The 22,716-nt window shown below is 67.1% G+C and carries 19 protein-coding genes and 2 pseudogenes; 8 read left to right on the top strand and 13 right to left on the bottom strand.

What is annotated here, in order from left to right; all coding sequences use genetic code 11:
* Positions 1 to 110: 110 nt before the first annotated feature.
* Positions 111 to 206, top strand: a pseudogene (locus ACLBYA_RS17585) (dioxygenase); the annotation flags it as partial.
* A gap of 398 nt (positions 207 to 604) precedes the next feature.
* Here ACLBYA_RS17585 and ACLBYA_RS17590 read toward each other — a convergent pair.
* Positions 605 to 2,134 carry an acetyl-CoA acetyltransferase gene (locus tag ACLBYA_RS17590; RefSeq protein ID WP_447710712.1) on the bottom strand — a complete coding sequence of 510 codons (1,530 nt, stop codon included), beginning with the start codon at positions 2,132 to 2,134 and terminating at the stop codon, positions 605 to 607.
* Between the two features lie 207 nt (positions 2,135 to 2,341).
* On the opposite strand from ACLBYA_RS17590, the gene ACLBYA_RS17595 reads away from it, so the two are divergent.
* Both ACLBYA_RS17595 and ACLBYA_RS17600 read left to right on the top strand, forming a co-directional pair.
* Positions 2,342 to 2,902, top strand: a complete 561-nt coding sequence (locus tag ACLBYA_RS17595; RefSeq protein ID WP_447710713.1) for a TetR/AcrR family transcriptional regulator — start codon at positions 2,342 to 2,344, stop codon at positions 2,900 to 2,902.
* A gap of 11 nt (positions 2,903 to 2,913) precedes the next feature.
* Positions 2,914 to 4,800: an alpha/beta fold hydrolase gene (locus ACLBYA_RS17600; RefSeq protein ID WP_447710714.1), complete on the top strand. Its 1,887-nt coding sequence runs from the start codon at positions 2,914 to 2,916 to the stop codon at positions 4,798 to 4,800.
* A gap of 61 nt (positions 4,801 to 4,861) precedes the next feature.
* Here the strand turns inward: ACLBYA_RS17600 and sucD are convergent, their stop codons facing one another.
* Together sucD and sucC are read right to left on the bottom strand one after the other, a co-directional pair.
* Complete coding sequence (gene sucD / locus ACLBYA_RS17605; RefSeq protein WP_447710715.1) at positions 4,862 to 5,764, bottom strand: succinate--CoA ligase subunit alpha; 903 nt, start codon at positions 5,762 to 5,764, stop codon at positions 4,862 to 4,864.
* A gap of 15 nt (positions 5,765 to 5,779) precedes the next feature.
* Positions 5,780 to 6,943 (bottom strand): ADP-forming succinate--CoA ligase subunit beta, encoded by a 1,164-nt coding sequence (sucC, locus tag ACLBYA_RS17610; protein ID WP_447710716.1) that lies wholly within the window; start codon positions 6,941 to 6,943, stop codon positions 5,780 to 5,782.
* Between the two features lie 262 nt (positions 6,944 to 7,205).
* Here sucC and ACLBYA_RS17615 point away from each other — a divergent pair, with 262 nt between their 5' ends.
* Both ACLBYA_RS17615 and ACLBYA_RS17620 read left to right on the top strand, forming a co-directional pair.
* The gene (locus ACLBYA_RS17615) at positions 7,206 to 8,279 is read left to right on the top strand and encodes a M23 family metallopeptidase (protein WP_447710717.1); all 1,074 of its coding nucleotides are present in this window, start codon (positions 7,206 to 7,208) and stop codon (positions 8,277 to 8,279) included.
* Positions 8,280 to 8,308: 29 nt separating this feature from the next.
* Positions 8,309 to 8,866, top strand: coding sequence for a hypothetical protein (locus tag ACLBYA_RS17620; protein WP_447710718.1), 558 nt, complete (start codon positions 8,309 to 8,311; stop codon positions 8,864 to 8,866).
* On the opposite strand, the gene pcrA is transcribed toward ACLBYA_RS17620, so the two are convergent.
* Positions 8,863 to 11,196 (bottom strand): DNA helicase PcrA, encoded by a 2,334-nt coding sequence (gene pcrA, locus ACLBYA_RS17625; protein ID WP_447710719.1) that lies wholly within the window; start codon positions 11,194 to 11,196, stop codon positions 8,863 to 8,865. The genes ACLBYA_RS17620 and pcrA overlap by 4 nt on opposite strands.
* A 222-nt stretch (positions 11,197 to 11,418) precedes the next feature.
* Between pcrA and ACLBYA_RS17630 the strand changes: the two genes are divergently transcribed.
* A complete protein-coding gene (locus ACLBYA_RS17630) occupies positions 11,419 to 11,718 on the top strand; it encodes a chorismate mutase (RefSeq protein WP_447710720.1) in 300 nt (99 codons plus the stop codon).
* 64 nt (positions 11,719 to 11,782) lie between these two features.
* Here the strand turns inward: ACLBYA_RS17630 and ACLBYA_RS17635 are convergent, their stop codons facing one another.
* A complete protein-coding gene (locus ACLBYA_RS17635) occupies positions 11,783 to 13,231 on the bottom strand; it encodes an NAD-dependent succinate-semialdehyde dehydrogenase (protein WP_447710721.1) in 1,449 nt (482 codons plus the stop codon).
* Positions 13,232 to 13,281: 50 nt separating this feature from the next.
* Between ACLBYA_RS17635 and pgi the strand changes: the two genes are divergently transcribed.
* Positions 13,282 to 14,931: a glucose-6-phosphate isomerase gene (pgi, locus tag ACLBYA_RS17640; protein ID WP_447710722.1), complete on the top strand. Its 1,650-nt coding sequence runs from the start codon at positions 13,282 to 13,284 to the stop codon at positions 14,929 to 14,931.
* A gap of 78 nt (positions 14,932 to 15,009) precedes the next feature.
* Here pgi and ACLBYA_RS17645 read toward each other — a convergent pair whose 3' ends face one another.
* The 6 genes and pseudogenes from ACLBYA_RS17645 to ACLBYA_RS17670 all read right to left on the bottom strand — a co-directional run.
* Positions 15,010 to 15,429 carry a hypothetical protein gene (locus tag ACLBYA_RS17645; protein WP_447710723.1) on the bottom strand — a complete coding sequence of 140 codons (420 nt, stop codon included), beginning with the start codon at positions 15,427 to 15,429 and terminating at the stop codon, positions 15,010 to 15,012.
* Between the two features lie 114 nt (positions 15,430 to 15,543).
* A complete protein-coding gene (locus tag ACLBYA_RS17650) occupies positions 15,544 to 16,293 on the bottom strand; it encodes an SDR family oxidoreductase (RefSeq protein WP_447710724.1) in 750 nt (249 codons plus the stop codon).
* A 44-nt stretch (positions 16,294 to 16,337) separates the two neighbouring features.
* Complete coding sequence (locus ACLBYA_RS17655) at positions 16,338 to 17,549, bottom strand: threonine/serine ThrE exporter family protein (RefSeq protein ID WP_447710725.1); 1,212 nt, start codon at positions 17,547 to 17,549, stop codon at positions 16,338 to 16,340.
* Positions 17,542 to 19,047, bottom strand: coding sequence for an MFS transporter (locus tag ACLBYA_RS17660; RefSeq protein ID WP_447710726.1), 1,506 nt, complete (start codon positions 19,045 to 19,047; stop codon positions 17,542 to 17,544). The genes ACLBYA_RS17655 and ACLBYA_RS17660 overlap by 8 nt, the downstream gene beginning before the upstream one ends.
* 12 nt (positions 19,048 to 19,059) lie before the next feature.
* Positions 19,060 to 19,533, bottom strand: a complete 474-nt coding sequence (locus ACLBYA_RS17665) for a zinc finger domain-containing protein (RefSeq protein WP_447710892.1) — start codon at positions 19,531 to 19,533, stop codon at positions 19,060 to 19,062.
* An 84-nt stretch (positions 19,534 to 19,617) separates the two neighbouring features.
* Positions 19,618 to 19,914, bottom strand: a pseudogene (locus tag ACLBYA_RS17670) (DNA-formamidopyrimidine glycosylase family protein); the annotation flags it as partial.
* Positions 19,915 to 19,955: 41 nt separating this feature from the next.
* Here ACLBYA_RS17670 and ACLBYA_RS17675 point away from each other — a divergent pair.
* The gene (locus tag ACLBYA_RS17675) at positions 19,956 to 21,515 is read left to right on the top strand and encodes an FUSC family protein (protein ID WP_447710727.1); all 1,560 of its coding nucleotides are present in this window, start codon (positions 19,956 to 19,958) and stop codon (positions 21,513 to 21,515) included.
* A 4-nt stretch (positions 21,516 to 21,519) separates the two neighbouring features.
* On the opposite strand, the gene ACLBYA_RS17680 is transcribed toward ACLBYA_RS17675, so the two are convergent.
* Both ACLBYA_RS17680 and cobF read right to left on the bottom strand, forming a co-directional pair.
* Entirely contained in the window at positions 21,520 to 21,915 is a 396-nt protein-coding gene (locus ACLBYA_RS17680) for a phage holin family protein (protein WP_447710728.1), read from the bottom strand.
* A 5-nt stretch (positions 21,916 to 21,920) separates the two neighbouring features.
* Complete coding sequence (gene cobF / locus ACLBYA_RS17685) at positions 21,921 to 22,661, bottom strand: precorrin-6A synthase (deacetylating) (protein WP_447710729.1); 741 nt, start codon at positions 22,659 to 22,661, stop codon at positions 21,921 to 21,923.
* Positions 22,662 to 22,716: the final 55 nt, after the last annotated feature.

Below are 22,716 nucleotides of genomic sequence, written 5' to 3' on the forward strand. Positions count from 1 at the left end.
GCGATATCACCACCAGCTTCGGCACGTATTCCGGTGTGGCCCAAGGGGTGCCGACAACATTGACGATCAACCTGCAGGATCTGGCGGCCGGCGGCACCCCGGGAACCGGGATGGCGCTGTACATCTGGCATTGCGACCGGGAGGGCAGGTACTCGCTCTACAGCGACGGCGTGACCGAGCAGAACTATCTGCGTGGTGTCCAGGTCGCCGACGACGCGGGCACGGTCACCTTCCGCACCATCTTCCCGGCCACCTATCCCGGCCGGTGGCCGCACATCCACTTCGAGGTGTTCGACTCGCTGGAGACGGCGGTGGCCGGGTCCGAGGCCAGGCTGACCTCGCAGATCGCGCTGGCGCAGGAGATCTCGTCGGCGGTGTACGCCTTCGACGACGGCTACGCGGCGAGCATCCCCAACCTTGCGGACCTGACGCTCGACTCCGACATGGTCTTCGGCGACGGCTGGAGCGCCCAAATCGCTTCCACCAGTGGCACTCCCGATGCCGGCATCGAAATCTCCATCACCATCGGGGTGGCTGACAAGTCGCAGAACATCGACACCAACCCGCCGCAGGGGGTCTCGGCGGCCCGCCGCCGAGCTGACGCTCAGGCCAGCGTCGCGTGGTTCTCCTTCTCCCCCGCGGTGACGGTGATCGCGGCGCCCAGCGGGTCGCCGTCGGCGATCAACCCCAGCAGTTCCGGGTCAGTGCTCAACGCCATGAACCGGCTGCCGTCGGCGTCGAGGCGGCCGATGATGACCGCGGTGGTCACCGGCCAGTCGTAACGCACCGAGTACGTCTCGACGGTGGCGGGCCCCTCGGCGTGCCGGGTGACGGCGACCTTCGGTAATTCGTCGATCTTCGCCTGCAATTCGCGGCTGCGGTCGGCGGCCCACTCGACCGGCGTGGTCGCATACACGCCCACCGAGTACTTGCTCATCACACCGCCATTGGCCCCGACGAGACCGAACTGGCCGGGCTGTTCGCGCAGCGCCAGCACCGTCTCGGCGATCCCGTGCAGCGAATAACTGTTGCCAGGACCGCCGAAGAACGGCAGCCCGCCGGTCAGCGTCAGCCCGCGCGGATCGTCGGTCTCCAGGCCCGCCGAGTCGCAGACCGAGAACACCGGGAACGGGAAGCAGCTGTACAGGTCGAAGGTGGCCACCTCGGCCAAGCCGATCCCCGCCACCCGAAGGGCCTCCGCCACAGCCAGTTCCGCCGACAGGCTGGCGCTCAGATCCTCCCGGTCGAGCAGCGACTGTTCGACGAGGTCGGCGTGGCCGTGCAGGTAGACCCACTTCTCCTCGGGCACCGACAACCGGCGAGCCGCGGCCACCGACATGATCAGCACGGCGGCCCCCTGGTTCACCTGGTCGCGGGCCACCATGTACCGCGGGTAAGGGTCGCAGATCATCCGGTTCTCGGCGGTGACGGTCGCCAGCTCGTCGACGGTGCGTTCCACCGGCGACGACGCCAGCGGGTTCTTCGCGGCAACCTTGGAGAACGGCGCGAACAGTTCGGCCATCTCCCGGCGGTAGTCGGCCACCCCGGTGCCGAGTCGGGCCCGTCGGGCGTTGTCGAGCAGTCCGTACTGCACCGGCGCCCCGGTCAGACCGTGCGTGGCGGTGTATTCGTTCATGTACTGGTCGAATCCGTAGCCGCGGTCCTCGAGCTGACCACCGATCTGCTCAGAGTGATCGGGCTTCTCGTCACGGCCCGCAAAGTAGCGCAGCGTCGAACCGTTCTCGGATCCGAGCACCAGCACCACCTCGGCGTCGCCGGCGGCAATGGCACCTGAGAATTCGGTCACCACCTTCTGCGAGCCGTGTCCACCCAGCGGTTCCAGCACGGCCCGGGCCGGATCGGCCCCGATGCGGGCGGCCACCGAGCGCGGGTAGTTGTCCGAGCAACCCAGCGGCGCCTCGGAGAACGGTGTGCAGATCTCGAACTGCCGCAGGCCGACGAACACCTCGATGGCCGCGGCGAGTGCCGTCGGGTCGACACCGGTGTCGACCAGGGCGGCGCGGGCGGCCTCGGTGGCCAACTCCACCGAGGACATGCCGCGGTATCCGGGCAGGTCGATGCGCTCGGTGAACTGCCCTACGCCGACGATCACCGGGGTGCGTGGATCCACCATTACAGACCTCCTGACACGTGTTAATTCGTCAGGCTAACGGATCGAGGCCGGCGGAGCCCACTCGGCGCCCGTTCCAGCAAAGAAGCTTGACGGCCTTGTCACTTAGTGACACAGTGGAGATGTCACTAAGTGACAGGAATGAGGTGATCGAGCATCGACGACAAGGCCTTCGCCGCCCGCCTGGCCGTCTCCCGGCACGCCGCGGCGTTGTTCTGGGAACACGGGGTCTCGGCGACCAGTGGAGATGACATCGCCACCGCCGCAGGCCTTTCCACCCGAACCATCTGGCGGTACTTCCGGTCCAAGGAAGCCTGTGTCGAACCGGTGCTGGCCAAGTCCGCACACCGATTCATCAAGGTGCTCGACCGGTGGCCTGCCGAGTTGTCGCTCGCCCAGCACATGCGCGCCGATACCGCCGCGCATCCGTTCTCCGAACAGGACCTGGCCGACGAGACCGCGGCCATGCGCATCGCGGCCATGTCCGTGACCGAACCCGCTTTGCGTACCGCCTATCTCATGGTGCACGACGAGATGGAGCGCGGGTTCATCCCGGTCATCGGAAAACGCCTCGGCCTACCGCCCGAGGATCTCACCGTGCGCCTGTGCGCCGCGGCCACCACCGCGGCACTGCGCGTCGTCGACGAGGACGTCAGCATCGCCGTCGTCGTGCACGGCCAGTCCATCGACCAACAAGACGTACTGACACTGATCGACCGCGCCGTGCTGGACGCCACCAATGGCCGTATCGGCGCGCCGATCACTCGATAGAAAGGACCATTGTGGCCAAAGCCGCACTTCCACAGCGCATCTCCGTCGAAGAGTTCTTCAGCCCGCCCGAGCGCGCCGGTGCCACCATCTCCCCGGACGGAACCCGGATCGCCTACCTGGCCCCATGGCGTGATCGTCTCAACATCTGGGTGCAGGACATAGACACCGGGGAGGGCGTGCCGCCGCCACGTTGTGTCACCGCCGACGAGACCCGCAGCGTCTACATCTACAGTTGGACCCACGACTCACGATGGCTGCTCTACATGCAGGACAGCGGCGGCGACGAGCACTGGCATCTCTACCGCGTCGACCTCGACGATCCGAACGCCGTCGCCGTGGACCTCACCCCGTTCCCGAACACCCGGGCCTCCTTCGAGCTGCTGCGGGCCAAGCCCGGCAAGGCCATGGTGCTGCACAATGCCCGCAACGAGGAACTCGTCGACGCATACGAACTCGACATCGCCGGCGGCGAACTCACGCTGCTGGCCGAGAATCCCGGCAATGTCATCCACTGGGTCAGCGGACCGGGTGGTGATCTGTTCACCAACACCCTGACCGCCGACGGGGATGTCGAGATCTCCCACTGGGATCCGGCCACCGGCACGCTGCGACCCATCAAGGTCTACGACGGGCGCGACTACCCGTTGGGCATCCACCCCATCGCACCGACCCCGGACGGGAAAGGTATATGGCTGGGCTCCTATGACGGCAGCGACCAGTTGCGACCGGTGCGCCTCGATGTCGCCACCGGCACCGAGACCGTCGTGGACAGCCATCCCGGCTTCGACCTGGGCGCGCAGATCATGCTCCCGTCACCGTTCATCATCAGTGAGCGGACCGGAGACCTGATCGGCGTGCGCTATTACGGTGAGCGACAGGTGATCCACGCACTCGACCCCGATTTCGCCGCGGTACTCGACCATCTCACCGGGCTGTCCGACGGCGACCCGTCCGCCATCTCCAGCGATGACAGCGGGCAACGCTGGGTGGTCAGCTTCAGCCACGACCGGGAGCCGGGTGTCACGTATTTCTACGATCGCGCCACCGGCGAGAGCCGACTGTTGTTGCGGCCCTACCCCAATCTGGATCCCGCGGCACTCGCACCGATGACACCGGTGACCATCGAGTCCCGAGACGGACTGGATCTGCACGGGTACCTGACCCTGCCGGTCGGCGTCGAGCCCCGCGATCTGCCGACGGTGCTGCTCGTGCACGGCGGGCCGTGGGCCCGCGATGCCTGGAACTACCAGCCCGACGTGCAACTGCTGGCCAACCGCGGGTATGCGGTGCTACAGGTCAACTTCCGCGGGTCGACCGGATACGGAAAGTCGTTCACCCAGGCCGCGATCGGTGAGTTCGCCGGCAAGATGCACGACGACCTGATCGACGCGGTGGACTGGGCCGTCAAACAGGGCTACGCCGATCGCGACCGGGTGGCGATCTTCGGTGGCTCCTACGGTGGGTACGCCACCCTGGTCGGGGTCACCTTCACCCCGGACGTGTTCGCCGCCGCCATCGACTATGTCGGCATCTCGGACCTGGCGAATTTCATGCGGACACTGCCCAATGTCGGGCGCCGGTTCCTGGCCACCAACTGGCATCTGTATGTGGGTGATCCGACCGACCCGGCGGCCGAGGCCGATATGCTGGCGCGTTCGCCGATCACCAAGGTCGATCAGATCCGCACCCCGCTGCTGGTGGTGCAGGGCGCGAACGACTCCCGCGTCGTGCAGGCCGAGTCCGACAACATGGTCGCCGCGCTGCGGGCCCGCGGCGTGGAGGTCGAGTACATGGTCAAGGAGGACGAGGGGCACGGGTTCGTCAACCCGAACAACAGCATCGACATGTACCACGCCGTCGAGAAGTTCCTGGCCGAGCATCTGGGCGGTCGCCCCTGACCGCGCGATACGAAAAAGGCCCCCGCATCCCGCGGGGGCCTTTCCGTTGGCGCAGTGAAACTTACAGCGCGTTGAACAGCTCGCGCGCCTTGGCGGCGGTCTCGGACGGCGTCTTGCCGACCGCGACACCGGCGGCCTCCAGGGCCTCCTGCTTGCCCGCGGCGGTGCCCGCACCGTCGGAGACGATGGCGCCGGCGTGGCCCATGGTCTTGCCCTCGGGAGCAGTGAAGCCCGCGACGTAACCGACGACCGGCTTGGTGACGTTGGCCTGGATGAAGGCGGCGGCCTTCTCCTCGGCGTCGCCACCGATCTCACCGATCATCACGATCAGCTTGGTCTCGGGGTCCTTCTCGAACGCCTCCAGGGCGTCGATGTGGGTGGTGCCGATGACCGGATCGCCGCCGATACCGATGGCGGTCGAGAAGCCGAGATCGCGCAGCTCGTACATCATCTGGTAGGTCAGCGTGCCCGACTTCGACACCAGGCCGATCGGGCCCTTGCCGGTGATGTTGTTCGGCGTGATGCCGACCAGCGACTCACCCGGGGTGATGATGCCGGGGCAGTTCGGGCCGATGATCCGGGTCTTGTTGCCCTTCTCGACGTTGTAAGCCCACGCATAGGCGCTGTCCTGCACCGGGATTCCCTCGGTGATCACGACCAGCAGCGGGATCTCGGCGTCGATGGCCTCGATGATGGCGTCCTTGGAGAACGCCGGCGGCACGAAGGCGATCGACACGTCGGCGCCGGTCTCCTTGATGGCCTCGGCGACCGAACCGAAGACGGGCAGCTCGATGGCGTTGCCGTCCTTGTCCTCATGGGACACGGTCGTGCCGGCCTTGCGGGCGTTGACGCCACCGACGATCTGGGTGCCGGCCTTGAGCATCAGCTTGGTGTGCTTGGTGCCCTCACCACCGGTGATGCCCTGGACGATGACCTTGCTGTCCTTGTTCAGGAAGATAGACATTTTCTGTTGGCTCCCTTACTTATTGGCCAGCTCGGCGGCCTTGTCGGCCCCGGAGTCCATGGTTTCGGCCTGTACGACCAGCGGATGGTTGGCCTCGGCGAGGATGCGGCGGCCCTCTTCGACGTTGTTGCCGTCCAGGCGGACGACCAGCGGCTTGGTGGCGGCGTCGCCCAGGATCTCCAGAGCCTTGACGATGCCGTTGGCCACGGCGTCACACGAGGTGATGCCACCGAAGACGTTGACGAAGACGCTCTTGACCTGGCTGTCGCCCAGGATGACGTCCAGACCGTTGGCCATCACCTCGGCCGAGGCGCCACCACCGATGTCGAGGAAGTTGGCGGGCTTCACACCACCGTGGTTCTCGCCGGCGTAGGCGACGACGTCCAGGGTCGACATGACCAGACCCGCGCCGTTGCCGATGATGCCGACCTCACCGTCGAGCTTCACGTAGTTGAGGTCGTTCTCCTTGGCCTTGAGCTCCAGGGGATCGGTCGCGTCCTTGTCCTCGAACTCGGCGTGGCCGGGCTGGCGGAAGTCGGCGTTGGCGTCCAGGGTGACCTTGCCGTCCAGGGCCAGGATCTGGTCGTCGGGCGTGCGCACCAGCGGGTTGACCTCCACCAGGGTGGCGTCCTCGCCGATGAACACCTCCCACAGCTTCTGGATGGTGACCGCGGCGGCGTCGAGCACCTCGGCGGGCAGGTGGCCCTTCTCGGCGATCTCGCGGGCGAACGCCAGATCGACACCCTTGACGGCGTCGACGGGCACCTTGGCCAGGCGCTCCGGCTTGGTCGCGGCGACCTCTTCGATCTCCATGCCACCCTCGACCGAGCACATGGCCAGGTAGGTGCGGTTGGAGCGGTCGAGCAGGAAGGAGATGTAGTACTCCTCGGCGATGTCACTCGCCTCGGCAACCAGCAGCTTCTTCACGATGTGGCCCTTGATGTCCAGGCCCAAGATGTTGCCGGCGTGCTCCAGCGCATCGGCGGGGGTCGCCGCGTACTTGACGCCGCCGGCCTTACCGCGACCGCCGACCTTGACCTGAGCCTTGACCATGACCGGCTTGCCGATCTCCTCGGCGATCGCCTTGGCGTCGTCCGCGGACTCGGTGACCCGGCCCGGCGTGGTCGGCACGTTGTGCTTGGCGAAGAGTTCCTTCGCCTGGTACTCGAACAGATCCATGAGCTTCCTAAAGGGGTGTCTGTCAGGGTGTGTGCCGGACCGACCCGCTGGCCGTGACTGGCTCGCTGGCACTGTATCCACACGCGTCGCGAGCGCCCGCACCGCCTACCGCTCATGTGGTACATCTCACCGGGAGCCCCTGGTGATACAGGTCACATTCGCGCCGGGAATCATCTCTTGAGTTGCCACCAACATTGGGATTTGGTTAACGTGCCTACTGGTCTTGGTAACGGTCAGGTCACGGCACTAAGGAATTTTCAGGTTGGCTGAGCACAGTTCGTCCCGATCCCCCCGGGGAGCAGCGACGATCCGAAAGGCCGCCCCGAGTCCTGCCGAAGTCACCGACATCATCCCGTTCAACGAGTTCGGCGACCTGCATGAGCTGGACTTTCGGGACAGCTCCGCATTCGACAAGGAGCAGCGCGTGATCGCCGCCCCGGAGCTCGACGACATGCACGACACCGATGACCTGACTCCGTTGCGACTGGCCGTACCGGCCGAGTTCGCCGCCGAGAGCGCGAGCTCCGCCCATGCCTACCGCGACAGCCACACCGATATCAGTGACGGCACCGCACTCACCGACGTCATCGACATGCGCATCCATCGCGCCGATGGACAACGCAGCGGCGGAGCTCACCGCAAGCAGACCGTCGGCGCGGTCAAGAGCCGCCTGATGATCGCGGCGATGGCCGCCGGCGCCACCGCCTCGGGCGCCTACTCGCTGTCCAACCCCGCAGAGACCACCCCCGCCCCGGATACCGTGCTGGCCGCCGACGGCGCGGTCATCGAGGGCGCCTCGATCACCGGATCCTCGGACGGGGTCCAGATCGTCGCGGTGCAGCCGGTGGCCAGTTCCGCGGTGCACGCCGAGGAGATCACCAAGGCCGCCGCCTTCGCCCAGGAGCGCGCCGACCGCGAAGCCCGCCTGACCCGGCCGATGTTCGCGATGCCCACCAAAGGTGTGTGGACCTCCGGCTTCGGCTACCGCTGGGGCGTGCTGCACGGCGGCATCGACATCGCCGGCCCGATCGGCACCCCGATTCTGGCCGCCAGCGACGGCGTCGTCGTCGAGGTCGGCCCCACCGCCGGTTATGGCGCCTTGGTCAAGCTGCGGCACTCCGACGGCACCGTGACCCTGTACGGCCACATCAACACCTGGCTGGTCAGCAAGGGGCAACGTGTGATGGCCGGCGATCAGATCGCCACCATGGGCAACCGCGGCAACTCCACCGGCCCGCACCTGCACTTCGAGGTGCTGCAGAACGGTTCCAACCGGATCGATCCGGTGCCGTGGCTGGCACAGCGCGGGCTCTCCCCCGGCAGCTACGTCGGCTGATCCACCCCTCGGGTGACTAACGTGGTGAAGTGACCGCAGAGCCTCCACCGTCATCACCCGAAACACCTCGGATCATCCGTCGGCATCCCACCGGCTCCTTCCCGGCGCTGACCCCATCGCTGTCCGACGACCGCACCGAGTTCGTCCGCTCACCGGTCGAGTCGGGGCAGACCACCTACATCCCGCGGCCCGTGCCGGTCACCGTCCCCCGCCGCCCGTCCGACGGAGCGGCCACAGCGATTGCAGCCGCCGTTGCGAGCATCCTGAGCGGGTGGGCGACCGCCGTCATCGCCACCGATCTGATCGCCGGATGGTGGAGCACCGACCGACTGTTCTGCGCCGCCATGGGATTCCTCCCCGCCACCTCGGCGGCCGCCGGCATCGGCGGGCTGATCGCACTGCTGCTGCAGCGCCGGATGGGTCGGCTGTTGATCATCGTCGGCGCCGCGATCGGGGTGCTGATCTTCGGCAGCCTGTTCCTGGCCGGGGCCAAACTGCATCCGGTGGTCTACGCGATGCCGGTGCTGCCGATCGCCGCCACCGTGCTCACGCTGCTGCCGGCGACGCGTCGCTGGGCGCGCTCCTAGAGCTTCTGCACCGGTGCGTGGTTGTGCATCAGCTTGACCCGGCCCGCGCTGCCGAAGTCGATCAACGACATCGCCGACTCACCGACACCGGAGACCTCCTCGACGCGGCCCAGGCCGTACTTGTCGTGGGTCACCCGGTCGCCGGGTTCGAGCGTGATCACCGTGCGGTTGCGGGGCTTGCCGGGGGCCGGACGCGCGTTGGCGGCGAACCGTCCGGTGCTCACCGGGGCACTGGGCGCCGACGACGGCGTGTCGACCCGGCGCCAGTTGATCAGGTCCTCGGGGATCTCCCGCAGGAACCGTGACTCCGGATTGAGCATCGGCTGCCCCCAGGAGGACCGCACCTTGGCCCGGCTCAGGTACAGCCGCTGCCGGGCGCGGGTGATACCGACATAGGCCAGCCGACGTTCCTCGGACAGTTCGGTCGGGTCACCGAGCGCGCGCATGTGCGGGAACATCCCGTCCTCCCAGCCCGTGACGAAAACGACTGGGAATTCGAGTCCTTTGGCGGTGTGCAGGGTCATCATGGTGACCATCCCGGCACCGTGCTCGGGGATCTCGTCGGCATCGGCCACCAGCGACACCCGCTCCAGGAACTGGGCCAGCACCCCGGTGTCGGGGACATCCTCGTCGGCGGGTTCGTCTTCGGCCAGCGCCTGCCGGTTGGCCAGGTCGGTGCTGAATTCATGTGCCACGCTGACGAGTTCGTTGAGGTTGTCCAGCCGGGCCAGATCCTGTGGGTCGCTGGATGATTCGAGTTCCCGACGGTATCCGGTGCGGTCCAGCACGGCCTCGACCAGATCGCCGAGCTCACCGTCGAGCCGGCCGCGCAGCCCGTCGATCATCTGCACGAACGAGGCGATGGCCTTCTCGGAGCGGGTGTTGAGCATCGGTACCCGCCCCTCTGCGGCGGCCTGCAGGGCGTCGGCGAAGGTGGCGCCGGTATTCTCCGAATACACCGCCACACAGGCCTCGGCCCGGTCTCCGATCCCGCGCCGCGGGGTGTTCAGGATGCGCCGCATGCTTACCGCATCGCCCGGGTTGTCCAGCACCCGCAGGTAGGCGACGATATCGCGGATCTCCTTGCGTTCGTAGAAGCGCACACCGCCGACGACCTTGTACGGGATACCGGACCGGATGAAGACCTCTTCCAGTGCCCGGGAGGAGTTGTTGGTTCGGTAGAAGACCGCGACGTCGCTGAAGTTGTGGCAGGAGATTCCACCCTCGCTCGTCAGTGAGTCGATCTCGCCGGCGACGAACCGTGCCTCGTCGTGCTCGTTGTCGGCGACGTACCCGACGATCAGCTCGCCCTCGCCCGAGTCCGTCCACAGCCGCTTCTCGCGGCGGCCGGCATTACGTGAGATGACGGCGTTGGCGGCGTTCAGGATGGTCTGGGTGGAGCGGTAATTCTGTTCCAGCAGAATGGTTGTCGCGTTCGGGTAGTCGCGCTCGAAATCTTCGATGTTGCGGATGGTGGCCCCGCGGAACGCGTAGATCGACTGATCGGCGTCGCCCACCACGCACAGTTCCGACGGCGGTACCGCAGCCGGATCGTCCTCGGTGTCATGCCCGACGAGCTCGCGCACCAGCATGTACTGGGCATGGTTGGTGTCCTGGTACTCGTCGACCAGGATGTGCCGGAACCGGCGCCGGTAGTACTGCGCGATCTGCGGAAAGGCTTGCAGCACAGCGACCGTCTCACCGATCAGGTCGTCGAAGTCCAGCGCGTTGGCCGCCCGCAACCGGCGCTGGTACTCACCGAACACCGAGGCGACGGTCTTGGACATGTCATCGGAGACCTCGGTCAGATCCGAGACGGCCTGATCAGGATCGACGAGCTCGTTCTTGAGGTTGGAGATACCGTTGGCCAACAGCCGCGGTGTGTACCGCTTGGTGTCCAGGCCCATGTCCTTGGCGATCATCATCAGCAGCCGTCGCGAGTCGTCGGCGTCGTAGATGGAGAAGTTGGAGTTCAGCCCGGGCAGCAGCGAGGCCTGGTTGCGCAGGATCCGCACGCAGGTGGAGTGGAAAGTGGACACCCACATGTTGCGGGCACGCGGGCCGATCAGCCCGACCACGCGCTCGCGCATCTCGGCGGCGGCCTTGTTGGTGAAGGTGATGGCCAGCACCTGCCCGACACCGACATCGCGGGCGGCCAGCAGGTAGGCGATACGCCGGGTGAGCACCGCCGTCTTGCCCGAGCCCGCGCCGGCCACGATGAGCAGCGGAGAGCCCGTGTGCAGGACAGCCTGGCGCTGCTGCGGGTTGAGACCGTCCAGCAGTTCGTCAGTGGAGGCGGCGACCGAGTCGGTAGAGAAAAGAGATGTCATTTCGGTCTCGAATCTACCTCTGGACGGTGACACGGCCCGCATTGACGCCGACCGTACCTTTGCATCGAATCGGCCCTCGGTGGCACACTCGATTCGTGCTCCATCAGCAGCGACGATTTTTTTACGGGTACCGGTCCGCGGTGCCCGTGGTCTAGCTGCTTCCCTTTCAGCCCCGCGGTCCGCATCCGGATCCGGGGCTCTGTTGTGTGAGGCCCGAACCGGATGAACCAAGAACCCACCAACAGTGAGGAGAACCTCGTGAGCGCCGAAACTCAGACGGCTGCCGATATCGACGAACTGCGCCTGGAGATCGACCGGCTGGACGCCGAGATCCTGGCCGCGGTGAAGCGCCGCGCCGAGGTGTCGCAGATCATCGGCAAGGCCCGGATGGCCTCGGGTGGCACCCGGCTGGTGCACAGCCGAGAGATGAAGGTCATCGAGCGCTACAGCGAACTCGGCCCCGAGGGCAAGGACCTGGCGATGCTGCTGCTGCGTCTGGGCCGCGGCCGGCTCGGCCACTGACCCCCTGCCCCTGCGATTTCGGCGCGGAAACGTACGCTGACCGTACGTTTCCGCGCCGAAATCACTAGGGGGTGAAGGCGATGTACTTGGTCTCCAGGTACTCGTCGATGCCCTCGGAGCCGCCCTCGCGGCCGAACCCGGATTCCTTGATCCCACCGAACGGGGCCGCGGCATCGGAGATGACACCCCGGTTCACCCCGACCATGCCTGCCTCGACGGACTCAGCCACCCGCAGCGCCCGGTCCAGGGACTGGGTGTAGATGTAGGACGCCAGACCGTAGTCGGTGTCGTTGGCGGCGACGATGCCCTGTTCCTCGGTGTCGAAACCGGTGATCGGTGCGACCGGTCCGAACACCTCCTCCTTGAGGATGCGGGCGTCGGCCGGGACATCGGCCAGCACGGTGGCCGGGTAGAAGTGGCCGGCACCGTCGGGCGCGACTCCGCCGACGGCCACCTCGGCGCCGCGGGCGACGGCGTCAGAGACCAGGTCGGCGACGATGCCCAGCTGCTTGGCCGAGATGAGCGGGCCCAGCGTCGAGGAATCGTCGAGGCCGTTGCCCAGCTGGTACTCACTCATCCGCTTGACCAGCTTGTCGGTGAACTCGGCGCGCACCGCGTTGGCGACGTGGAAGCGGTTGGCCGCGGTGCAGGCCTCGCCGCCGTTGCGCATCTTGGCCAGCAGCGCGCCCTCCACCGCGGCGTCGACATCGGCATCGTCGAACACCACGAACGGGGCGTTGCCGCCGAGCTCCATCGAGGTGCGCAGCAGCTTGTCGCTGGACTGCTTCACCAGCGCCTTGCCCACCCCGGTGGATCCGGTGAAGGTCAGCTTGCGCAGTCGGCCGTCGTCGATCAGTGCGGTGGTCAGGTCGCCGGGCTTAGAGGTGGGCAGCACCGACAACACGCCCTTGGGCAGGCCGGCGTCATCGATGAGCTTGGCCAGCAGCAGCATGGTCAGCGGGGTCTCCTGGGCGGGCTTGACCAGCATGGTGCAGCCGGCGGCCAGTGCCGGGCCGATCTTGCGGGTGCCCATCGCCAGCGGGAAGTTCCACGGGGTGATGGCGTAACACGGGCCGACAGGCATCTTGGTGACCAGGATGCGGCCGGTGCCGGCCGGGCTGTGGGTGTAGCGGCCGTCGATGCGGACCGCCTCCTCGGCAAACCAGCGGAAGAATTCAGCGCCGTACTTGACCTCGCCACGGCTTTCGGCGAGCACCTTGCCCATCTCCAGGGTCATCAGTGTCGCGAGCTCTTCGCCTCGGGCGGTGAGGGTTTCGAACACCGAACGCAGGATCTCGCCGCGTTCGCGGGCCGGGGTGGCGGCCCAGTCGGCCTGCACCGCGGTCGCGGCGTCCAGTGCGGCGATCCCGTCCTCGGGTGTCGCATCGGCGACCGAGGTGATCACCTCGTCGGTCGCCGGATTGAGCACATCGAAGGTGGACGAGCCGGCCCGCTCTTCGCCGCCGATCCACAGTCCGGTGGGCACGGATGAAATCAAGTCTTCAATGCGCATACATCCATCATGTACACCCTTGAAACGAGCGCCGCACTAAGGTCAGAAGAATGAGTGCTGACATCACCTCTTCCTCCGCATGGCATTCGCTGCACACCCACCATGAGGCCATCGCGTCGAAGAATCTTCGGGAGCTGTTCGCCGACGATCCCGCCCGCGGCACCGAGCTCACCCTCACCGTCGGCGACCTCTACATCGACTACAGCAAGCACCGGGTCACCCGTGAAACCCTGGCGCTGCTGGTCGATCTGGCGAACGCCGCGGACCTGGTGGGCCGCCGGGATGCGATGTTCGCCGGAGCGCACATCAACACCTCCGAGGACCGGGCGGTGCTGCACACCGCGCTGCGGTTGCCGCGCGACGCGAGCCTGACGGTCGACGGCCAGGACGTCGTCGCCGACGTGCATTCCGTCCTCGACGCGATGGGCGACTTCACCGATCGGTTGCGGTCCGGCCAATGGACGGGCGCCACCGGTGAGCGGATCACGACCGTGGTCAACATCGGGATCGGCGGGTCGGATCTGGGTCCGGTGATGGTGTACGACGCGCTGCGCCACTACGCCGACGCCGGTATCGCGGCCCGGTTCGTGTCCAATGTCGATCCGGCCGACCTGGTCGCCAAACTCGACGGACTGGACCCGGCCACAACACTTTTCATCGTCGCCTCCAAGACGTTCTCCACCCTGGAGACGCTGACGAACGCAACCGCGGCGCGGCGCTGGCTGACCGCCGAGCTCGGAGATGAGGCGGTGTCCAAGCATTTCGTGGCGGTGTCGACGAACGCCAAGCTGGTCGAGGAGTTCGGCATCGACACGGCGAACATGTTCGGGTTCTGGGACTGGGTAGGCGGACGGTACTCGGTGGACAGCGCCATCGGCTTGTCGGTGATGGCGGTGATCGGCCGCGAGCGGTTCGCCGAATTCCTGGCCGGGTTCCATCTGGTCGACGAACATTTCCGCACCGCACCGCTGGCCGAGAATGCGCCGGCCCTACTGGGCCTGATCGGGCTCTGGTACAACAACTTCTTCGATGCGCAGTCCCGCGCGGTGCTGCCCTACTCCAACGACCTGTCCCGGTTCGCGGCGTATCTGCAGCAGCTGACCATGGAGTCCAACGGCAAATCGGTGCAGGCCGATGGATCCCCGGTGACCACCGACACCGGCGAAATCTATTGGGGCGAACCGGGAACCAACGGTCAGCACGCGTTCTACCAGCTGCTGCACCAGGGCACCCGGCTGATCCCCGCGGACTTCATCGGGTTCAGCCGGCCCACCGACGACCTGCCCACCGCCGACGGCACCGGCAGCATGCACGACCTGTTGATGAGTAATTTCTTCGCGCAGACCCAGGTGCTGGCGTTCGGCAAGACGGCCGAGGAGATCGCGGACCAGGGCACCCCCGCCGAGGTGGTGCCGCACAAGGTGATGCCGGGGAACCGTCCCACCACCTCGATCCTGGCGACCGAGCTGACCCCGTCGGTGGTCGGGCAACTGATCGCACTGTACGAGCACCAGGTCTTCACCGAGGGTGTGATCTGGGGTATCGACTCGTTCGATCAGTGGGGTGTGGAGCTGGGCAAGACCCAGGCCAAGGCGCTGCTGCCGGTGATCACCGAACCCGAATCGCCCGCACCGCAGAGTGACACCTCGACCGATGCGTTGGTGCGGCGCTACCGCAGTGAGCGCGGTCGATCGGCCTGAGCCGCGCCCACCAGAAACACGCGTACCCGCGGCCCCCGAGAGGTGTGGGGCAACGGGTACGCGTGTTTCAAGCGTCAGTTACGGGGCGGGGATGGTGGCGCACCCGACGTTCGGGATACAGCCGCTGGCACCGCCGGGCCCTGCGCTACCGGTGATGCCACCGGGAGACACGGACCCGCTGGCCCCACCGGGACCGGCTGTACCGGCCGGGCCACCCGGGATCGCACCCGTGGCGCCCTCGGGGCCGGCCGCGCCGCCCGGGCCACCCGGGATCACGCCGCTGGCACCGCCGGGACCGGCTTCACCACCGGGGCCGCCGGGGATGGCGCCACTGGCCCCACCGGGACCGGCCGTGCCGAGGTCGGCGCACGGTGTGCCGTCAGCGTTCCAGCACGGCGGCGGAGCGGGCTCTGCCCCGGCGAGCGGCGAGAACGCGATGGCCGCTCCCGCGGCACCTGCGAACAGAAAAGGCGTCAGTTTCGTCAGTTTCACCATCATGGAAGATGAGTTCCACGAACGCAGACGAGCTAAACATCGCACTGATTTTCGTCCCGCAAGCAGACGCAAAGTTGCTGATAATGGCCGAAAAGCGCAGATTTGCGTCTGCTCGCCCTAGGCGAAGCGTTTGGTGTACTTCGGCGGCAGAAGGCGCATGATCTGGGTCAGCGGCGCCCACGGCCAGCTCGGGACGACGGCGCGACCCTTCTCCTTCTCGATGGCCTCGACCATGGCCCGCACCCCGGTCTCGTTGTCGACGATCAGCAGCGTGTTGGAGGCCTGGGCCGTCATCTCCGATTCGATGTAACCGGGTTCGATGACGGTGACCCGGATGGGTCCCTTGTCGTACTCGGCACGCAGCGATTCACCCAAAGAGGTCATGCCCGCCTTGGACGCGGCGTAGGCGGCCTTGGTGCCCGGCACGCCGGTGTTGCCCAGCACCGAGGAGATCAGGACCAGGTGCCCGCTGCCCGCCTTCTTGAAGATCTGCAAGGCGTACTCGATCTGGACCAGACCGGAAACCAGGTTGGTGGTCAGCGTCGCCGAGTTGTGCCACGGTTTCCCCTCGCCGATCGGCCAACCCTTGCCGATACCGGCGTTGACGATCACCCGGTCGATACCGCCGAGCTCATCGGACAACTCACCGAACACCCGCGGAATGGCCTCGTGATCGTCGACGTCGAGCGCCGCGATCGCGATCTTGGCGTACGGGTGGCGCTCCAGGATCTCGGCGCGCAACTCTTCGAGCCGCTCGATGCGGCGGGCACACAGGGCCAGGTCCCGGCCCTTGGCGGCGAAGGCGCGGGCCATACCGGCGCCCAGGCCCGAGCTGGCACCGGTGACGAGGATCTTCTGGCGGGTCATGGCAGCAGGATAACCGAGTTATATATCTGGCAAGAAATGGTGGCTCAGTCGACGAACTCGTCCCGGTTACCGCGATGCGGAAACGCGTTCCACAACGCAAAACCGGTGGCGAAGCCCAACGCGATGGACATCATCGACACCAGCATCACCGTGATGGCCGCGCTGCCCTGTCCCTCGGCCAGCTGCGCCACTCCGATCATCCCGACCGAGCTGGGCACCAGCAACCAGAACCCCGGCGCCAGCACCACCTGGGCCCGCGGGGTCCGCGACAGCCGGCTCAGCCCCAGCGCGCACAGCATCAGGATCAGGCCACCGCCGAAGCCGCTGGTGTAACCGCCGAACACCGCACCGGTCGCCACCTGGGCGCCATAGGCGATGAACAGCACCAGCGTCAGCCACGGCACGAAATCGTGCGGGGTCCCCATGTGGAAGGTGATCCCGGCGGCGTAGACGGCCACGCCCACCCAGGGCGCCCAGCTGCCCAGCGTGTTGGCGGGTGCGTCGGCCAGCTCCGACCACGTCAGCCCCAGCAATTGGACGGCTATCACGATGCCCAGCGCCAGCTGGGCCAGCCGCATCAGGCCGGCCATCAACCGCGCCGATCCGGACACCATCTCCCCGGTGGAGGATTCGATGACCGCCAGGGTGATCGCCACCCCGGGCAGGAACAGCGTCAGCGGCGCGATCAGGATGCGCAGGCTGTCATGTCCCATGTGCAACAGTCGCCCCAGACTGAACGCCAGATAGGTGACCAGGAATGCGCTGAGCACCGGCAGCAACTGGCGCAGCGCGGCATTGTTGCGGGCCACCAACTCCAACAGGCCGACGAGCAGGCCGAAACCGGTCGCGGCGATCAGCGACACCACGGTCGGCTGCAGGATCAGCGCGTACGCGGCGCTCTGCAACCCGTAGCCGATGACGGCGACCCAACCCGGATAGCGCCGCGGCAACTGGTGGATCCGGTCCAGCTCGGCCAGCCCCTCGGCAGGATCCATCCACTGGCTTTCGGCACGGCCGATCAGCTCACCCAACGGGAAGGTCTGGTCGTAGCGCAGCGGGTCGCCACGGACAACGGTGGTGTGGTGTCGGTCGCCGGCCTGGATGAAGTTGGGCAGCACCAGTACCGGGCATTCGATGCCCTGTCGGTCGGCGACCTTCTCCAACGCGTGCCGCACCACCGGCACCGCGTAATCCGCGCCCAGCATCGCCGACCCGAGTCGGGCGATGAACTCGACGGCGGTGGACTCATCACGCATGGGTGGCCTTTGCGGTCGGGCGGATCAGGATCAGTGTCAGCACGATCGCGGCCACCGGCACCACGGTCAGCATCGCGCCAAGCGTATGGATCGCCTCCAGCATGCTCGTGTGCACCCCGTCGACGACGGCCCGAGCCTGCTGGGGATCGAGCACATTGCTGCCCGCGGCGGACCCGGCACCACCGTGGGCCACCCGCAGCGCCTCGCGCGCCTGTCCCTCGTCGATTCCGGCCGAATGCAGGAACACCGTGGTACCCACGAGTGCGAACACCGCCGGCCCCATCGAGTAGGCCGCCTGTCCGACAGCACTTTTCACCGCAGCGACGGCACCGCTGAGCTGCACGGGCGCGGTCTGCAGCATCACGGTGGCCTCGATGGTCTCGACGACGGCGGACCCGACGGCGTTGAACGCGACCGCCGCGAACAGCACCCACAGTGAGCTGTGCTCGCCGAGCTTGGTGAGGACCAGTAGGCCGGCGATCAACAGCAGCAGGCCGCCGATCAGCACGGCCCGCTGTCCCAGCCGTATCGCGGCCCGGCCCGCGATCCCAGCCGCCAGCGCAGACAGCAGGGCCGCCGGCGCCATCAGAAGACCCAGCGCCGTAGGTGATTCCCCGCGGATGGTGACCAGGTAGAAGGCCAACAGCACGGTTACCCCGCCGCTGAGGAAGTTGAACGTGATGCCGGCGAAGACGGCCGCGTCGAAGGCACCGGACCGGAAGATCCGTAGATCCAGGGCGGGGCTCGGGGTGCGCAGTTCGAACATCACGAAGGCCACCGCGGCGATCACGCCGAGCACCAGCGAACCGATCACGACGGCACTCATACCGCTCTGCAGCCGGGACAGCCCGAATACGGTGCCCAGCAACGCGACCGCCACCAACAGCAGACCGATCGTGTCGAGCCGACGGTCGCCGCGCGGTGTCTCCGGTACGTAGCGGCGCACCAGAACCAGACAGACCGCGGCCAGGACCGGTGCGACCAGAAAGCAGGTGCGCCAACCGATGTGTTCGACGAGCAGGGTGCCGAGCGCGGGCATCGGGACCGCGACGGCGAAGCTGGCGCCCAGATGCAGCGAGATCGCGGCGGCGCGGCGCTCCGGCGGGAAGACCACGTTGACGATGGCCAGCGACAAGCCCAGTTGCAGCGCAAAGGCCAGCCCCACCCCGGCGCGCGCCACCAACAGCACGCCCGCGTTGGGCGCCAGCGCGGCCAGCAGCCCGAAGCAGATAGTGCCCAGCAGGCCGACGGTGTACGTGCGTTTCATCCCGTACTTGTCCCCGAGCGCGCCCGCACCGAGCACTCCGGCGGCCAGCGCCAGGGTCGCCATCCCGGCGACGAAGCTCGCGGTGCCCGAGGACATCTGCAGGCCGGCGCGGACGGCGGAGATGTTCGCCGACAGGATGACCGGGTCCGATGCGGTGATGCTGGCGCCCAGACCGGTGGCGACGATCGTCATGGTCGCGGCGGTGCCGGACACCGACTGCGGTGGGGTCACGCCAGCAAACTACTACTTGAGAAGGCGGGACATCCGTCGGTCGGCGAGGACTTTTCCGCCCGTCTGACAGGTCGGGCAGTACTGGAAGGATTTGTCGGCGAAGGACACCTCGGCCACGGTGTCCCCGCACACCGGGCAGGGCAGGCCCGTGCGCGCGTGTACGCGCAGCCCGGATCGTTTCTCGCCTTTGAGCGTCGCGGCCTGTTGGCCCACCGACCGGGTCACCGCATCGGTGAGAACCGAGGTCATGGCGTCGTGCAAGTCTGCCAACTGTGATTCGGTGAGCTTGGCCGCCGTCGCGAACGGCGACAGCTTGGCCACATGCAGGATCTCGTCGCTGTAGGCGTTGCCGATGCCCGAGATCACCTTCTGGTCGGTGATGACGGTCTTGATGCGGCCGCCCTGGCCGGCCAGCACCTGTTTGAGATCGGCGGGCCCCAGAGCCAGTGCGTCGGGACCGAGGGCGGCGATCTGCGGGACGTCCATCGGGTCACGAACCACCCAGACCGCCAACCGTTTCTGGGTGCCCGCCTCGGTGAGGTCGAAGCCGACTCCCCCGTCGAGGTGCACACGCAGCGCGATCGGGCCCTTGCCCGGTTTCAGCGGGGTCGGAGCCAGTTTGTCCGACCAGCGCAGCCAACCGGCCCGCGACAGGTGGGTGATCAGCCACAGGTCGCCGATGCCGAGCCCCAGGTACTTCCCCCACCGGGCGGCCCCGGTGACCTCGATGCCGTGCAGTGCGGTCACCGGCGGGTCGAACGTCTTGAGCACCGACAGCGCAGAGATATCGACGCGGGTGACGACCCGTCCGACGGCATGCCGGCGCAGATGATCGGCGAGCGCCTCGACTTCGGGCAGTTCGGGCATGCCCCCAGTGTTACTCGAGGACACGGATATCGTCTCGGAGTGTGCTGACCGCGATCCGTCGATCCTTCGTGATCAACCCGGCCCCGGGCCGGTGGAAGTTCGCGCTCCGTGCGGGTATCTGCATGGCGGTGCCCGTGCTGGTGGGCTGGTCACTCGGCGACACCGCCGCCGGACTGATCGCGATCATCGGTGGCTTCACCTCGCTGTACGGCAGCGGTCGCCCGTACCGGAATCGGGCCGGTTATCTGGCGGTGATCGCGCTGTCGTTCGGCGCCGCTGTGGCCCTTGGCGATTGGGCGGCCGCGCTACCGTGGCTGGGACTGGTGACCATCACCGTCATCGCGATGGTGGCCGTGCTGGTGTGCCATGCGCTCCATGTCGGCCCACCCGGTGCGTTCATGTTCGTGCTCGGCTGCGCTGCGGGCACCGCCGTCGGCGCCACGCAGCTACCGCCCTGGCATATCGGGCTGCTGGTGCTGGCCGGCGGGGCGTTCTCCTGGTTGGTACACATGGTCGGCGCGCTGTGGGAACCTCGCGGACCGGAAACACGAGCGGTGGCAGCTGCCCGGGTCGCAGTGGCCCGGTATCTGGATTCCCGGGACACCGCCGACCGCCACCTGGCCGCCCGCGCACTGCATCAGGCCTGGAACACGTTGGTCAACTTCCAGCCGGCGCGGGTCGACCCGGATCCCGAGCTCGACGGGTTGCGGGCCGAGAACCTGCACCTGCACCGGGTATTCGGTGCGGCGGTCGCCGGCGGGTCGGATGTCGATATCGTGCGCCGCACCGAGTTGGGGCCCGGCTTCCGGCTGCCGCTGGGCCGGCCGAACAACGCGACGTTGTTGCGGCGGGCGCTGACACCGGGTTCGGAGTCGATGCGTTTGGCGGGGCGGGTGGGCGTCGCGGTGTGTCTGTCCGGGCTGGCCGCGCTCGCGGTGTCCGATGACCATTCGTACTGGGCGATGGCCGTTGCGGTGCTGGTGTTGTATCAGGGCTTCGACTGGTCGCGCACGGTGCAGCGGGGCGCCGAGCGGCTGGTGGGGACGTTGCTCGGGTTGGGTCTGGCCACCGCGATCCTGAGCTGGCAACCGCAGGGTTGGTGGCTGGTGATCGTCATCGCCGCATTGCAGTTCGCCATCGAGATGTTCGTGGTGCGGAATTACACGATCGCCGTGGTCTTCATCACCCCGTTGGCGCTGACGATCGCCTCCGGTGGGCACCAAGTGGCCGATCTGCGACATTTCCTGCTGACCCGCGGACTCGACACCGTGATCGGTTGCACAGTAGCACTTTTGGTCTACTGGGCGGCAATGCGGCGGCGCGGACCGGCACCCTTGCCCGAGGCGGTGCGCGCGACGCGGGCGGCCATCGACATCACCGATGTGCACCTGCGCGCGGGCGCGGTGTCCAGTGCGCCCGCCCGCGCGGCACGCCGGGATCTACAACTCAGTGCGATGACGCTGCTGGAGGCGTATCAGGGCGCCATCGGCGGTTCGGCCGAGCACCGGGCCGAGGCCGAACGGTTATGGCCGACGATCGCCGACACCGAACACCTGGCCTATCAGACGTTGGCCGCTTGCTGGGAGGTCGAACACCGCTAAACCGTTAGGATGTGCTCTTTTTCACGTCTCCGGTTACCAGCGACAGCAGCCAGCTGACGATCGACAGGACGATGGCCGCCCAGATGGCGGTCCACCAGAAGTCGTCGATCTGCAGGCCCCAGTGTGTGGCGGTCTCGGTGATCCACGAGGTGATCCACAGCATCCACGCGTTGATCACGATGTGGATGAGGCCGAGGGTGAGAATGTAGAGCGGTATCGAAATGAACTGCACGATGGGCTTGATCACCGCGTTGACGAGTCCGAACACCACCGCGACGACGAAGATGATGCCGACCCGCTGCAAGGTGGAATCGCCACCGACGATGGTGATACCGGGCACCAGCAGCGTCACCACCCACAGTGCGACTCCGGTCAATGCGGCGCGCAGCAGAAAGTTCATGACGCTCAGTCTGCCGCCCGCAGCAGGTAGATGTCCATGATCCAACCGTGTCGTTCCCTTGCCGCGGCGCGTGTTTCGAAGATCTGTTCGCTCACCTCGCCGAGGGCTCCGGTGATCAGCAGCTCGTCCGGTGTGCCGAGATAGGCACCCCACCAGATCCGGGTGTCGGGTGCGAGTCCGCGAAATGAACACTCCCCGTCGAGCATCACGACGGCAGCCCCGGCCAGCCCGTCGGCCCGCAACCGCCGACCGGTGGTGATGAGCACCGGATCGCCAATATCGTTGAGCGGGATGCGATGCCGCGCGGTCAGCGCCTGGATCGCGGTGATCCCGGGGATGACGTCGAAGTCGAAGGCGACATGTTCGGCGACCCGGTCCAGGATGCGCAGCGTGCTGTCGTAGAGCGATGGATCGCCCCAGGCGAGAAAGGCTCCGACACCGTCGGGTCCGAGTTCGGCCTCGATGGCACGGGCCCACAGTCGCGCGCGGGCGGCATGCCAGTCGTCGACGGCCTGTTCGTAGGGGACGTCGGTGGCGCGTTTCGGGTCGGGCAGTGCGACGAACCGGTAGTCGTGTGTCTCGATGAACCGGTCACAGATGTGGCGGCGCAATGCGACCAGATCGTCCTTGATGTCGCCCTTGTCCATGGCGAAGAAGACGTCGGTGTCGTTGAGCGCGGAAACCGCCTGCGCCGTCACATAGTCGGGGTCTCCTGCACCGATGCCGATCACGTGGATTGTGCGCACCGAGAAAGATTAGTCGATCCGATTTACCTAGTACCGCGGGTATTGACTACCGCTG

It is taken from the genome of Mycobacterium sp. C31M, from assembly GCF_053345865.1.